11 protein-coding genes are annotated in these 14,081 nt (G+C 55.9%); 5 read left to right on the forward strand and 6 right to left on the reverse strand.

The features are described 5' to 3' along the window. Positions 1 to 9: 9 nt before the first annotated feature. The gene (locus LA04_RS09605; protein WP_047651365.1) at positions 10 to 999 is read right to left on the reverse strand and encodes a 2-hydroxyacid dehydrogenase; all 990 of its coding nucleotides are present in this window, start codon (positions 997 to 999) and stop codon (positions 10 to 12) included. A 326-nt stretch (positions 1,000 to 1,325) separates the two neighbouring features. Here LA04_RS09605 and LA04_RS09610 point away from each other — a divergent pair, with 326 nt between their 5' ends. The 4 genes from LA04_RS09610 to LA04_RS09625 all read left to right on the forward strand — a co-directional run bounded on the left by LA04_RS09610 (position 1,326) and on the right by LA04_RS09625 (position 4,929). After that, positions 1,326 to 1,649 carry a hypothetical protein gene (locus LA04_RS09610; RefSeq protein WP_047651366.1) on the forward strand — a complete coding sequence of 108 codons (324 nt, stop codon included), beginning with the start codon at positions 1,326 to 1,328 and terminating at the stop codon, positions 1,647 to 1,649. A gap of 127 nt (positions 1,650 to 1,776) precedes the next feature. Further along, the gene (locus LA04_RS09615; RefSeq protein ID WP_047651367.1) at positions 1,777 to 4,416 is read left to right on the forward strand and encodes a YdbH family protein; all 2,640 of its coding nucleotides are present in this window, start codon (positions 1,777 to 1,779) and stop codon (positions 4,414 to 4,416) included. After that, entirely contained in the window at positions 4,413 to 4,604 is a 192-nt protein-coding gene (locus LA04_RS09620; protein ID WP_045354815.1) for a YnbE family lipoprotein, read from the forward strand. Before LA04_RS09615 ends, LA04_RS09620 begins: the two co-directional genes overlap by 4 nt. Positions 4,605 to 4,611: 7 nt before the next feature. Continuing rightward, entirely contained in the window at positions 4,612 to 4,929 is a 318-nt protein-coding gene (locus LA04_RS09625) for a YdbL family protein (protein WP_028017556.1), read from the forward strand. Here LA04_RS09625 and feaR read toward each other — a convergent pair whose 3' ends face one another. Next, a complete protein-coding gene (feaR, locus tag LA04_RS09630) occupies positions 4,930 to 5,838 on the reverse strand; it encodes a transcriptional regulator FeaR (protein WP_047651368.1) in 909 nt (302 codons plus the stop codon). A gap of 241 nt (positions 5,839 to 6,079) precedes the next feature. Between feaR and LA04_RS09635 the strand changes: the two genes are divergently transcribed. Beyond that, on the forward strand, positions 6,080 to 7,579 hold the full coding sequence (locus LA04_RS09635; RefSeq protein ID WP_047651369.1) for an aldehyde dehydrogenase family protein: 1,500 nt from the start codon (positions 6,080 to 6,082) through the stop codon (positions 7,577 to 7,579). A gap of 39 nt (positions 7,580 to 7,618) precedes the next feature. Here LA04_RS09635 and LA04_RS09640 read toward each other — a convergent pair whose 3' ends face one another. From LA04_RS09640 to LA04_RS09655, 4 genes are all read right to left on the reverse strand, one after another. Continuing rightward, on the reverse strand, positions 7,619 to 8,728 hold the full coding sequence (locus LA04_RS09640) for a GGDEF domain-containing protein (RefSeq protein ID WP_047651370.1): 1,110 nt from the start codon (positions 8,726 to 8,728) through the stop codon (positions 7,619 to 7,621). A gap of 72 nt (positions 8,729 to 8,800) precedes the next feature. Continuing rightward, entirely contained in the window at positions 8,801 to 10,774 is a 1,974-nt protein-coding gene (locus LA04_RS09645; RefSeq protein ID WP_047651371.1) for an alkyl/aryl-sulfatase, read from the reverse strand. A gap of 168 nt (positions 10,775 to 10,942) precedes the next feature. After that, a complete protein-coding gene (tynA, locus tag LA04_RS09650) occupies positions 10,943 to 13,219 on the reverse strand; it encodes a primary-amine oxidase (RefSeq protein ID WP_047651372.1) in 2,277 nt (758 codons plus the stop codon). A gap of 161 nt (positions 13,220 to 13,380) precedes the next feature. Beyond that, on the reverse strand, positions 13,381 to 13,776 hold the full coding sequence (locus LA04_RS09655; RefSeq protein ID WP_047651373.1) for a hypothetical protein: 396 nt from the start codon (positions 13,774 to 13,776) through the stop codon (positions 13,381 to 13,383). Positions 13,777 to 14,081 lie beyond the last annotated feature (305 nt).

The following is a 14,081-nucleotide window of genomic DNA, read 5'->3' on the forward strand; positions in this document are numbered from 1 at the left end:
GCGTCACGCTTACGCCAGTTCGTTAGGGCACGCTTCGCCCTTTTCCAGCTGCTGCAGGTTACCCAGCGTGGTTTCTGAAATGCTGATCAGCGCTTCGGCAGTCAGAAACGCCTGGTGTCCTGTAAACAGCACGTTATGACAGGCAGACAGGCGGCGGAACACGTCGTCCTGGATCACATCATTCGACTTGTCCTCAAAGAACAGATCGCGTTCGTTCTCGTACACGTCCATCCCCAGCGCGCCAATTTTCTGAGTTTTCAGCGCTTCGATAGCGGCCTGAGAGTCAACCAGCCCGCCGCGGCTGGTGTTGATGATCATCACGCCATCTTTCATCTGGTCAAACGCCGCCTGGTTAAGCAGGTGGTAGTTTTCCGGCGTCAGCGGGCAGTGCAGGGAGATCACGTCAGACTCGGCGAACAGGGTCGGCAGGTCGACGTATTCCACGCCCAGCTCCAGCGCAGCGGCGCTCGGGTATGGATCGAACGCCAGCAGACGCATGCCGAAGCCTTTCAGAATGCGCAGGGCGGCGACGCCGATTTTACCGGTGCCGATCACGCCCGCGGTTTTGCCGTACATGGTAAAGCCGGTCAGCCCTTCCAGGGAGAAGTTGGCATCACGGGTGCGCTGATAAGCGCGATGAATACGACGGTTGAGCGACATCATCATGCCAATCGCATGTTCCGCGACCGCTTCCGGGGAGTACGCCGGGACGCGCACCACCCTCAGACCCAGCTCTTTCGCCGCGTCGAGGTCCACGTTATTAAAGCCCGCGCAGCGCAGGGCGATATACTTCACCCCCTGTTTCTTCAACTCTTCCAGCACCGGACGACTGCCGTCGTCGTTAACAAAAATGCAGACGCCTTCACAGCCGTGCGCCGTTTTGGCGGTTTTTTCGGACAGCAGAAAGTCGAAAAATTCAAGCTCAAACCCGTAAGCCTCGTTAACATGTTGCAGATACTTTTTGTCGTACTGCTTTGTGCTATATACCGCGAGTTTCATAAGACTTTCTCCAGTGATTTTGCATCCACGTTAGCATGATTAAAATTATCTTACAATTTCTAAAATATTATTGAATTCAATAAGTTCTATCAATTATTCTAGAGCATATGTACACCCTAACTCCATGATATTCTTACTACGAGAAATCTTCGGCGCGGATCTGATCAGAGCATGTAGCGGAAAATGGAGTGGGTAGAGGATGCGAGAAACGCCTGTCTGAATTAGGTTAAAAAATGGCAAGAGGGTGTGAAAACTGCAATGCTTCCGGATGTGATGGGAAGATATTAGGAACCGGGTGAGTTTCTGACAAAAATGGAGAATGATGCATGTCGCAACAATTGGGGTTGTCCATATCTCCGCCGATGCTGCCCGCCTTGTACTATTTTGTTGTATCTATTGCGGTTTTATTCTTACTGTTGATGGGGAAACTCAAGGTCAACAGGCTGCGTAAATACCCTCTGTTCATTGCCTATACGCTATTTGTGATAGCCATTGCTGCCATTCAAATTAACGTTTTTGCCAACGGCTATACGTTTGTTAGCGGATTTTTACATATTGATTTTGATCCCTGGCGGTACGATTCGGTGTATTGGGGGGCGTTGATATTCGCCATGCTTTACCTTCTGGCGATGCCTCGGAACAGGCCCTAGTTTCGCAACTTAGCGTTACAGCATCTATCCTTAAACCTGGCTTTGACTTCAACTGACCAGCTAAACATGCGACAATGATCGGCACTGCCGGCTTAATTCTTTCGCTAAATCAGGATATTAACTGCCCATGAAGGGTAAATACAAAGCCGCTCTTGCGCTTTTACTGCTGTTCATACTGTTGCCGCTGACGCTGCTGATGACGCTCGCTCAGTGGGTACCGACGCTCGCCGGGATCTGGCTGCCCGTCGGGACGCGCATCGCTTTCGAAGAGAGTCCGAAACTGACCCGCCACGCGCTGGTGATCCCCGATCTTCGCTATCTGGTTGAAGACTGCGAAATTGCCCGCATCGATAGCGTGACGCTGTCACATCCAAGCCGCTGGAAGCTGGATATCGGCGCGCTGGATCTTAACTCCGTCTGCCTGAGCAAAATTCCCCAGTCTGCGCCCTCAACGGTCGCCCCCAAAACGCTGGCGCAGTGGCAGGCGGTATTACCGAATACCTGGATCACGGTTCACCGTCTGACGCTGTCGCCCTGGCAGCAGTGGCAGGGCGAGCTGCATGCGTCGCTGACCCCGTCCACCCAGGAGATCGCCTATAAAGGCGAGCAGGTCAGCATTAAAGGCACGCTTCGCGGTCAGACGCTCTCGGTCAGCCAGTTCGATGTACAGCTCCCGGACCAGCCGCAGCCGATTAAGCTGGTGGGCGAGTTTACCTTGCCGCTGGTACCGGACGGCGTGCCGGTGAAGGGCCACGCGGTCGCGACCTTTAACGTGCCACAGTTGACGTCTCTGGTCGATGCCGATCTGGACTGGGAAGACAATCAGGGTCAGCTGGTGGTGATGGCGCGGGACAATCCCGATCCGCTGCTCGACCTGCCGTGGCAGATCACCGCGCAGCAGCTGAACATCAGCGACGGGCGCTGGAACTGGGATCTCTCGGGGATGCCGCTGAGCGGGCGGGTGTCCCTTCGCGCCGACAACTGGCAGCAGGGGCTGGATAACACCACCCTGACCGGACGGCTGAATGTGCTTACCCAGGGTGATGCGGGGAAAGGCAACGCGGTACTGAATATCGGGCCCGGCAGGCTCAGCATGGAAAACAGCGACATGCCCCTGCATCTGAGCGGTGAAGCGAAGCAAAACGATCTCATTCTTTACGCAAAATTGCCCGCCACGCTGACCGGCAGCCTGTATGAACCGCAGCTGGCCTTTGAGCCGGGCGCGCTGCTCCGCTCGCGCGGGCGCATCATTGACTCACTCGATATCGATGAAATCCGCTGGCCGCTGGCGGGCGTGAAGCTGACGCAGAAGGGCGTGGACGGTCGATTACAGGCGATTCTGCGCGCCCATGAAAACCAGATGGGGGATTTTGAACTCCACCTGGACGGCCAGGCCAACGACTTTTTACCTGATAACGGCCTGTGGCAGTGGCGCTACTGGGGGAAAGGCGGTTTTACGCCGATGCATGCCCGCTGGGATGTCGCCGGGAAAGGCGAGTGGCGCGACAATCTTATTGAGCTGACGGCGCTCTCCACCGGTTTTGACAAGCTCCAGTACGGCACGATGGAGGTCAGCAAGCCGCGCCTGGTGCTGGATCAACCGGTGCGCTGGTTGCGTGACCCCGAAAAACCGGCCTTCAGCGGCGCGCTGTCGCTTAACGCCGGGCAAACTCGTTTCTCCGGCGGCAGCGCGTTGCCGCCCTCGGTCCTGACCTTCAGCGTCGACGGCACCGACCCGACCATTTTTCAGTTCAAGGGTGACCTCCATGCGGACAAAATCGGCCCGGTACAGGTGAACGGACGCTGGGATGGCGTGCGCCTTCGCGGGCAGGCCTGGTGGCCGAAACAGTCCCTCACCGTCTTCCAGCCGCTGATCCCGCCGGACTGGAAAATGACGCTGCGCGACGGGGAGCTTTACGCGCAGGTCGCCTTCTCGGCGGCGGCCGATCAGGGCTTTGAGGCCGGTGGGCACGGCGTGCTGAAATCCGGCAGCGCCTGGATGCCGGATAACCAGATTAACGGCGTCGATTTTGTGCTGCCTTTCCGCTTCAGCGAGGGAACCTGGTCCCTCGGCACGCGCGGTCCGGTCACGTTGCGCATTGGCGAAGTGGAAAACCTGGTGACCGCGCGCAACATTACCGCCGATTTACAGGGGGACTATCCCTGGACGGAGGACAATCCGCTGCTCCTCACCAACGTGAAGGTGGAAACCCTCGGCGGGAAGATCACCATGCAGCAGCTGCGGATGCCGCAGCACGATCCGGCCCTGCTGCGCGTGGACAATATCTCCTCCAGCGAGCTGATCAGCGCCGTTAATCCGAAACAGTTTGCCATGTCGGGGCCGGTGAGCGGGGCGCTGCCGTTCTGGCTGGACAATGAAAAATGGATCATTAAAGATGGCTGGCTGACCAACCCGGGGCCAATGACCCTACGCATCGACAAAGATACGGCAGACGCCATCGTGAAGGATAATATGGTGGCGGGCGCGGCGATTAACTGGCTCCGCTATATGGAAATTTCGCGTTCGTGGACGAGAATCAATTTAGATAATCTGGGTGAATTAACCATGCAGGCGACCATCAAGGGGACCAGCCGCGTCGATGGCAAAAGCAGCTCCGTCAACCTGAACTATACCCATGATGAGAATGTCTTTACCCTCTGGCGCAGCCTGCGCTTTGGAGACAACCTGCAAACCTGGTTTGAGCAACATGCGGCGATACCTGCTCCCCGCAGTTTGACTGGCAAGGAAAGTGAGGAACAACAATGAAAAAGATGGCTGGTGCGCTCACCGTTGCCGTTGCCGCGCTACTGACCGGCTGTACGCCGCGCATTGAAGTCGCTGCGCCAAAGGAGCCGATTACCATCAATATGAATGTCAAAATCGAACATGAGATCCACATTAAGGTCGATAAAGACGTTGAAACCCTGCTGAAATCGCGCAGCGATCTGTTCTGAGGATGCCATGAAACGATTAGCTCTGATTTTACTGGCCCTGGGGATGAACGTGCAGGCGGCTGCGCTGACCTTAAACGATGCCCGGGCGCAGGGGCGCGTGGGGGAAACCCTCAGCGGCTATCTTGCCCCGATTCAACAGGACGCGGAAACGCTGGCGCTGGTCAATCGTATCAATGCGGCGCGCACGGAAAACTACCAGAAGCTGGCCGACAGCAATAATTTGCCGGTTGATGAAGTGGCCAAAATGGCCGGTCAGAAACTGGTTGCTCGCGCGCAGCCGGGCGAATACGTGAAGGGCATTAACGGAAAATGGCTCAAAAAGTAGTTAGCGGTAGCGCCTGCGGTATTCACCCGGCGAGACGCCAAAACGCTGCTTAAACGCCGTAGAAAAATGGCTATGGTCGGTGAACCCCCAGCTGTAGCCAATGCCCGCCAGCTTTTCATCATCACCGGTAGATTGCAGTGCCTGCGCGCAGAGATCCAGACGACGGTTTTTGATGTACTGCGCCACCACCAGGCCCTTCTCGGCAAACATGCGGTAGAGGCTGCGCACGGACATACCGCTCTCGGCGGCAATCCATTCCGGGCGCAGCGATTCAGACTGAATATGGTCGTCAATCAGCGCCACTACGTGCTGGAACTGGCGCTCCTTGCGCGGCTGAATGATTTCACGCTGCTGGAAAGCGGGGCGCAGCAGGCAGATCATCGCTTCAAGCGCCGCTTCGCTTTCACGGTCACTCAGGTCGGCATTGCTCATGCTCTCCATCAGCAGGCGGTGGCTCAGCTGTACGGTGGGCAAGGTGCGGGAAAGGGCGGTCGCGCAGCTTATCTCCTGGAAGCGACACTGCTGCTCAATAATCTGGCGGGGAACCAGGAGCGAGATCTGGCGGGATTTTTCCCGCCAGTTGATCGAGCAGGGACGCGACGCGTCAATCAGCGTGATATCACCGGTTCTGAGCAGCGCGCGACGGGCATCCTGCTCAATTTCCGCGCTGCCTTCGAGCTGGAACACGGTATAGAACCAGGCATCATTACTCTGAGCGATCTCCTGACGGGAGCGGAACAGGTTTACGCCCCCTGCGGTCACGGTGCTGAGCTTCAGGCTGCGCGCATAGCTGGTCTCCAGCTCGCCGAAGAATTTCCCCCCGGTGGGCTGCGCGTTAAAACGCCCGCAAACCTGGTTAATTTGCGCCAGCCACTGCTGATACTGTTCCTGCTCGCTTGCACACGCCATCGTTTCTCTCACTGCACCGTCAACGTTTTCGCATTGTTGCATTTGTGTTGCATTTTGTCAGAGCTATGAGGCTGACTATAGGAAAGAACACTCACCGGTAACAGCGATATAAGCGGCAATTATCGCGATTTGCGGAGCCTGTCACAGGTGGCAAAGCGAATGTCACAGAGACAAAAGCGAGAACGCAAAACCCCACTTAGACTGGATGAACACCCTGCGAAGAATAACGAAGGAGTATCCTATGTCTGAATCACAGGTGGCCATTCAGCCTGCCGTGCAACAATTTTTAGACCGACAGCATGGCCTGTGGATTGAAGGGCGTCAGGCCGCGTCGGACAGTGAAAAGCGGCTGAGTGTCTTCAACCCGGCCACGGGCGAGGTCATTGCCTCGACTGCCGATGCCAGCGTCGATGACGTTGACCGTGCCGTCATGTCCGGCTGGCGCGCGTTTGTCGCCCGCAGCTGGGCCGGAAAACTGCCGGCGGAGCGCGAGCGGATCCTGCTTCATTTCGCCGATCTGGTTGAACAGCACAGCGAGGAGCTGGCCCAGCTTGAAACGCTGGAGCAGGGCAAATCCATTAACATTTCCCGCATGTTTGAAGTCAGCTGCACCCTGAACTGGATGCGCTATACCGCTGGGCTGACCACCAAAATTACGGGTAAGACCCTCGACCTTTCCATCCCGCTGCCGCAGGGCGCCCGCTATCAGGCGTGGACGCGTAAAGAGCCGGTTGGCGTGGTGGCCGGGATTGTGCCCTGGAACTTCCCGCTGATGATCGGGATGTGGAAAGTGATGCCTGCGCTGGCCGCGGGCTGCTCTATTGTCATCAAGCCGTCGGAGACCACGCCGCTGACCATGCTGCGCGTGGCGGAACTGGCAAGCGAAGCGGGCATTCCGGACGGGGTGTTCAACGTGGTGACCGGGAGCGGCGCGGTGTGCGGCGCAGCGCTGACCTCGCATCCGCATATTGCAAAGGTGAGCTTTACCGGCTCAACGGCGACGGGTAAGCAAATTGCCCGCGCGGCGGCGGATACGCTAACCGGGGTGACTCTGGAACTGGGCGGGAAAAACCCGGCCATCGTACTAAAAGACGCAGACCCGGCGTGGGTGATCGAAGGCCTGATGACCGGCAGCTTCCTGAACCAGGGGCAGGTGTGCGCGGCGAGTTCGCGCATCTACATTGAAGCGCCGCTGTTTGACACGCTGGTCAGCGGGTTTGAGCAGGCGGTGAAATCCCTGAGCGTCGGGCCGGGCATGTCGCCGGAGGCGTTTATCAATCCGCTGGTGTCGCGCGCGCACTGCGACAAGGTGCAGACCTTCCTTGATGAAGCGAAGTCGCGCAGCGCGGAGCTGATCGTCGGTAACCGGGGACCGGAAGGCAAAGGCTATTACGTTGCGCCTACGCTGGTGGTGAACCCGGATGCCTCACTGCGCCTGACGCGTGAAGAGGTGTTTGGCCCGGTGGTTAATCTGGTACGCGTCGCCGACGGGGAAGAGGCGCTCCAGCTGGCAAACGACAGCGAGTATGGCCTGACGGCTAGCGTCTGGACGCAGAACATCAGCAAGGCGCTGGAGTATACCGACCGGCTGCAGGCGGGCACCGTCTGGGTGAACAGCCATACGCTGATTGACGCTAACCTGCCGTTCGGCGGCATGAAGCAGTCCGGCACCGGACGTGACTTTGGTCCGGACTGGCTGGACGGCTGGTGTGAAACCAAGTCGGTGTGCGTGCGGTATTAAAAAAACAAGCCGGGTATGCGCAGCGCCACCCGGCTTTATTTACAGCGACCACCGATCCCGCCCGGCCTCCTTCGCACGATACAGCGCCGCATCGGCGCGGGCGATGATCTCGGTGCCCGCTAACCCTTCCGCCATGCTCGCAATCCCCATGCTCACGGTGACACGATCGCTAACGGTTGACGCACTGTGCGGTATGGACTCCGCGCGAAGGCCGTCCTGAATGCGTAAGGCCACCTTTTCTGCGATGTTTTCCGGACAGTTAAACAGGATCACCATGAACTCCTCGCCGCCGTAGCGTGACACCACATCGTCAGGCGTGCGCACCGACTGCTTCAGCACCCTCGCCACGCGGGTCAGGCAGTCGTCACCCGCCTGGTGCCCGTAGGTGTCGTTGTAGCGTTTGAAATAGTCGATATCCAGCATAATCACCGAGAAGGTTTTTTTCTGCTCAACCGCGTTCTCCAGCACCACTTCCATTTTCCGGCGATTGGCGGTTTTGGTTAACGGATCCTGATGCGCCAGCGCGTTCAGCCGTGAAATCAGCAGCTGATTTTGCTGGTTACGTCGCCAGGCCTCGTCAAACCAGCTCAACAGGATAAAACGCCCGCAGACCAGGATCAGCGTAAAGACGCTCCAGATAACGACAAAGTGAAGGTTGAAACCCCTATTGAGTATCCAGCTCGAGACCAGCAGGGTGATCCACAGTGGGAACACAAAGGCGAGTAGCCCTGCAGGATAGAAATAGAGGGCGGTTAATCCGGCGAGTAATAGAATCACGCACAGGGGCCAGACGTGGGGCAGCATTAAATGGGTGATAAACCAGTAACAGGATATCGACCAGATGACGCTACAGATAAACAGCACCACGCTGATACCGGCGATGCGCCGCCACGCCATCAGGATCAGCGCAGCAGAAAGGAGAATAATGCCGAGCATCGATGCGTCGACCATTTTCGTCAGATGCGGGGACTGGTGGGGATACAGGGAATCATTGGTTTTAAGCAGGACGTGCCGGAGCAGAATCATCACCGCGAAGCTGATATTCACGAAGGCCAGCCACGGCAGGTTCATCGCCAGCCCGTGCATGACCATAGCATGGCGCGTTGGCCAGGTTGCCCGTTCAAGTGTCGGTTTTTTTCTTTTTTCCATTGACGCTTTTACCCTGTCTGGCTAACACGTGAAGCAGGAAAGGGCGGACGAGCCGCCCTTATGCGTGCACCGTTACGGTGTCACAATGTTAAACCAGAAATCAAACTTGTCCATATAGCTAAGCATGGCATCAAGTTTCGCGCTGTCGCCAGTCATTTTAATATTTCCGCCGTCCTGAGCCTGTTTCAGCGTCACCTCCTTGAGGATGATTTTATTCAGGGTGTCACGGTTAAGCGTCAGCGTAGCATCCGCATCTTTTGCTTCCGCGTTCGCCGTGTGGTTCAGCACGCCGTTTTCCAGCTCGAGTTTGTATTTCCCGCCATCGCTGCCCAGATCGATGTTAAACACCGATTTGGCGTCACCCGCTTTTTGTCCGTTGATATGGACAGCCAGATAGTCAAAGAACATCTCTGGCGTCATCGCGCGCACCGTGTCCGGGCTGGCGGTATTCGGCGTTGGCCCTTTCACCACGCCGTTACGTAGCTCCTGCGCACCGGTCAGGTAGAAGTTACGCCACGGACCGGATTCAGCCTGGTAGCCAAGCTGTTCCAGCGCATCCGCTTCCAGGTTACGTGCCGCCTGGTTGTTCGGATCGGCAAAGACCACTTTGCTCACCACCTGCGCCACCCAGCGGTAGTTCCCCTGGTCGAAGTCGGTTTTTGCCTTGCTCAGGATGGCATCCGCGCCGCCCATATACTCCACGAATTTCTTCGCGCCTTCTTCAGGCGGCAGTTCATCCAGCGTCGCCGGGTTGCCGTCAAACCAGCCCAGATACAGCACATAGGTGGCTTTTACGTCATGGCTCACCGAACCGTAATAGCCGCGGTTGGCCCAGGTATGCGCCAGTGAATTCGGGAGCTTGAAGTTAGCGGCGATTTCGTCGCGCGTCAGCCCTTCGTTCGCCATACGCAGCGTCTGGTCGTTGATGTAACGATAGAGGTCACGCTGGCTTTTCAGCAGCTTGACGACGTTTTCGTTGCCCCAGGTCGGCCAGTGGTGCTGCGCCATGATGATTTCAGCTTTGTCACCCCAGCGCACAATCGCCTGGTTGATGTACTTCGACCACGGCAGCGGCTCGCGGATTTTGGCCCCGCGCAGCGAGTAGGTGTTGTGCAAGGTATGGGTGACGTCCTCAGCTGATTCAATCAGTTTTTTCTCTTCGATATACCAGAGCATTTCCGATGGCGCTTCGGATCCCGGTGCGAGCATAAAATCATAGGTCAGGCCGTCGATGACCTCTTTCTGCCCGTCTTTCTCAATGATGTTCGTCGGGGCAATCAGCGTGACCGTCCCGGCGGAGGTCGTTGTCCCAAGACCGGCACCTACCTGACCTTTGGCATCGGGCTTCAGCAGGTTGCCGTACATATAGCTGGCGCGGCGGCTCATCACGTTGCCCGCCATGATATTCTCGGCAACGGCCGCTTCCATAAACCCGGCTGGCGCGTAGACCTTCACTTTGCCGGACTTCACGTCGGCTTCATCCACCACGCCGCGCACGCCGCCATAGTGGTCAACGTGGCTGTGGGTATAAATAATGGCGACGACAGGCTTCCTGCCGCGTTTATTAAAATAGAGATCCATCCCGACCTTCGCCGTTTCTGCCGACACCAGCGGGTCAACCACGGTAATACCTTCTTTCCCTTCAATGATGGTCATATTTGACAGATCAAGATTTCGGATCTGATATACGCCGTCGGTCACTTCAAACAGGCCGCTAATATTAATCAGCTGAGATTGACGCCATAAGCTGGGATTAACGGAGTCCGGTGATTTATCGCCTTCTTTAATAAACGAATATTGCTGTGGATCCCAGATGATATTCCCTTGTTCCCCTTTGATAATTTCCTGAGGAATCGGCGCAATAAAGCCTTTGTGAGCGTTCGTAAAATCGGTGTTGTCGGAGAAAGGCAGCTGATTAAAGAGGGCATTATTGGCTTGTTGCGTTGCTGCCGTGGCATCCTTCGGGGCTTCTGCGGCATACGCGTAACTGACGGAAATAACAAGTCCAGCCAGAGCAAGACTCCTGACGATCAAATTGAATTTCATCCTAAACCTCTCAGTGATGTATTACGTCGCTTGTGGAAAATTCGCGTCCTGGCTGAAAGTGGTTCAAGAAATGCAATAGGAATATACGAGGTAGAAATAACTATAATCGGGGAGAGGTATTCAGCAAGAAAATAGATGAAAAACCGGGCATTGCGCCCGGTACGTTATTTATTTCTGTCCGTCTTTCTTTTTCCCGAGCGTTGGCGTCTCGTCGAAGAAGTTCCACGGCTTAAGCAGGGTATGCACCCATTCCGTCGGCATGATAGGCCACTCTTCCGCACGGGCGACGTGGGTGGTGCCGGTGGTCATCCAGACCACGTCATCATGACCGTTCAGCGACTCGTTATCCTTGCTGTACTGTCCGAGGCCCGTGTCGTGTACGGAGCGGTTCGGGAATTTCCCTTCAGGGTAGAGCTCATCCGGATGGTAACGGGTTACCCACAGCTGTTTGTCCATAAAGCTCAGTCGATGGTAAATCCACTCGTCCGGGGCAAATTTCGCGCCGGTCGCCACCGGGTGCGTACCGCCCGCGTAAGGGATAATCTGGTACGAAACCGGGTTGCCCATGCGGTTCTCTTTACTTGTGTTGCTCAGCAGCCGAATGGTGCCCGGGTCGAACTTCTGCGCCGCCTGCTGCTCTGTATCAATATCGTACTGATTGATCTGCATGGTGCTGGTGCGCGGGCCCCCGGCGGTATTCGGCTTCACTTCCGGATCCATCGCCACCAGCTTGTTGTTGATGCCGTCCACGTCCATATCAAGACGGAAGTTGTAGATGTGCTGGTGCGTGGTGCCCACGATGTTGTGATCGATCAGCGTGCCGTATTTGGTGTCGTCTTTGGCGGTGGCGTCGTGCATGGTTTTCGCCTGTACGCCTTTCACCGCTTCGATACCCGTCGCGCCGGCATCAATGCCGATGGTGCCATTCTCATGGAACACCCAGTCGAAGATGTAATCGTAGTTGCCCACCGTACTTACCCAGCGCACCACCAGTTCGCGGCGCTCGGTGCTGACGTTTGGCTGGCCCATCTCCTGATGCTTATATTCCGGCCCGGCGTAGCGTTCGAAAATGGCGATCGCGCGCGGGATCTCCATCGGCGCGCCGGTGTAATCCGGTATTGTTTCATTGAGCATCACCGCATTGGACGGCACGTCTTTACCGCGCACCAGCGGTGAGGTCAGGGTGCCCATACCGTAGTCGCCGGAGTCGAGATAGGCTTTAAAGTACCAGCCCACGTCCGGATCGCCGTAAGGGACGATCATGCCGCCGAGTGACCCCTGATACATCACCTGGCGCTTTTTGCCGTTATCGTTATAGGTGACGGTTGAAATCATCGGACCGACGCGGGAGTCCAGGCTCAGGTGGAAATCCCAGTTCTGCCAGTGCACCATATCCCCGGTGATGGTGTAGTTCTTGCCTTCCGGTTCAGTGATGTTGAGCGGTTTTTTCGCCGTCTCTACGCGGTCGCGGCCATCATAGGGACGCGGGGTCATGGGAACCGGAACAACGGCGCCTTCTTCAATCTTCTGGATCTTTTTCTGTTCAAGATCGACAACCGCGACCAGGTTTTCAATCGGGTGCGCCCAGTAGTTGCCGTCGCCCACGTCCAGATAGCTCACCACCTTCAGCAGGCGATCTTCCTGCTTCAGGCCGTCCTTACCGTCGAAATAGCCGACGGTCAGCGGCGTGGTAATCACTTTTTTCGGATCGGTGATGCCGTGTTTTTTAAGCACCTCGGCGAACTCTGAACTCTCGTTGATAATCTGCTGCACCGCGGTGAAATCATCCAGCAGCACCATGCCGTGGGCGTCTTTAACCGGTTCCCAGCGCAGGATTTTTTTATCCTTCAGGTCGACCACGCTTTCGATAACGTGCTTGCCATCGAGCATAACGATCTTCGCCTGACGCGGGGCATCCACCGCCGTACCGTTGAGCACAAAGTCCCACACTTTGGCTTTTTCCGGCTCTGCCAGGGCGATCTGGGTAAAGCGGGTATTCGGCTTAAAGTCCGCCGAGGCTTTCACAATCGCTACGGCTTGCTTAATTTCGTCCGCCGTCAGCGCGTTTAACGGGTGAGGGCGTTTTTCTACCTGGAAGGTCTGGTCAAGGCCAGACTGGAAAACATCGTTGATGAAGCTCTCAGAGATAAAGGCTTTCTTGCCTTTCATCACCACCGGCACCTCAAGCTTGAGGGTTTTACCGTTGACGATGGCGGTTTTTGCGCCCGGCTTGACCTTCACATAGGCGCCGTCTTTCGCAATGGTGAACATCTGTGCGTAATCATCCCACTGAACGTCCGCGCCAAAGTCCTGCAGCGTTTTGTCCATTGGGACCATATGCGCCTCACTGCCGTGGGCGAAAACAGGGGATTGCCAGGCGCAACACAGCGCAACGGCCATGGCCAGCGCCGTTCTACGGGCAGAAAAAGAAGAATTGCTTCCCATCGTAGACCTCATCTTGTTGTGTTTATTGTGTTGTGACAGCCTTATCCTGACAGGCCCATGAGAAAAGCGTTTGCCTGCATCTGCCAGATTATTTGTCAGCCTTGCCAGGTTAAAAAAAGAGCGGGGATACGTCACATCCCCGAGATAGAGGCTTCATGGGATCAGTAAGGTGATCTATCCAGATAAATGCGTACGTCGAACCCAACTGTAGTGAAAGAGTAAATATTTCCGCGAACGCGGAGATAAATATCTCCGTTTGTTACCGTTGCTGTGGCTTTAGCATCGTTGGTAACCATGACAGGTTTGATATCTGATACGTGAGACATAAAATCTTCAGTGCTTTTTTTCGCATCATAGAGATAAAAGTGAAACGTATTTCTGGATAAAGAACTCGCTTCAACCTGGGTTATGTAGAGAGCTAAACGATCATTAACGATAATTTTTTCCTGAAATTTTTCATACACGGTAAACAGATCGCGGAAAGGGTATAAGATAAACCCCAGAAAAATGACAACCGCCACTATGATTCGCCAGTTAAAATCCCGAACGTCGTGCATAATCTATTCCTGCCCTAATCCATAACTGATCAACAGGGTCATCTCCATAAGCACTGGCACCATGATATTTAGCAAATTCTACCGGATCGCTTGTGCCAGCAAGGATCTGCGCAGTACCTGCACCGCGTAGCAGCATCCATCAGGAATTCCCGCCGCCGCGCCAACCGCACCGTAATGAAAATTTCCAAAGTTAGCGTATTGCGAACGGCCTTGCTTATAGTCCCACGGGCCATGATTTCTCACCATTTGATAAAACCAGATGTACGTCATCATTGAGGGACCGCCATGAAATCGAGCGATGACCA

The organism is Enterobacter sp. UCD-UG_FMILLET, assembly GCF_000762975.1.
GTDB lineage: Bacteria > Pseudomonadota > Gammaproteobacteria > Enterobacterales > Enterobacteriaceae > Enterobacter > Enterobacter dykesii.

Excerpts from the sequence above, each read along its gene's own strand:
- LA04_RS09605 (WP_047651365.1), bottom strand. The coding sequence starts at position 999 with ATGAAACTCGCGGTATATAGCACAAAGCAGTACGACAAAAAGTATCTG.
- LA04_RS09610 (WP_047651366.1), top strand. The coding sequence starts at position 1,326 with ATGTCGCAACAATTGGGGTTGTCCATATCTCCGCCGATGCTGCCCGCC.
- LA04_RS09615 (WP_047651367.1), top strand. The coding sequence starts at position 1,777 with ATGAAGGGTAAATACAAAGCCGCTCTTGCGCTTTTACTGCTGTTCATA.
- LA04_RS09620 (WP_045354815.1), top strand. The coding sequence starts at position 4,413 with ATGAAAAAGATGGCTGGTGCGCTCACCGTTGCCGTTGCCGCGCTACTG.
- LA04_RS09625 (WP_028017556.1), top strand. The coding sequence starts at position 4,612 with ATGAAACGATTAGCTCTGATTTTACTGGCCCTGGGGATGAACGTGCAG.
- feaR (WP_047651368.1), bottom strand. The coding sequence starts at position 5,838 with ATGGCGTGTGCAAGCGAGCAGGAACAGTATCAGCAGTGGCTGGCGCAA.
- LA04_RS09635 (WP_047651369.1), top strand. The coding sequence starts at position 6,080 with ATGTCTGAATCACAGGTGGCCATTCAGCCTGCCGTGCAACAATTTTTA.
- LA04_RS09640 (WP_047651370.1), bottom strand. The coding sequence starts at position 8,728 with ATGGAAAAAAGAAAAAAACCGACACTTGAACGGGCAACCTGGCCAACG.
- LA04_RS09645 (WP_047651371.1), bottom strand. The coding sequence starts at position 10,774 with ATGAAATTCAATTTGATCGTCAGGAGTCTTGCTCTGGCTGGACTTGTT.
- tynA (WP_047651372.1), bottom strand. The coding sequence starts at position 13,219 with ATGGGAAGCAATTCTTCTTTTTCTGCCCGTAGAACGGCGCTGGCCATG.
- LA04_RS09655 (WP_047651373.1), bottom strand. The coding sequence starts at position 13,776 with ATGCACGACGTTCGGGATTTTAACTGGCGAATCATAGTGGCGGTTGTC.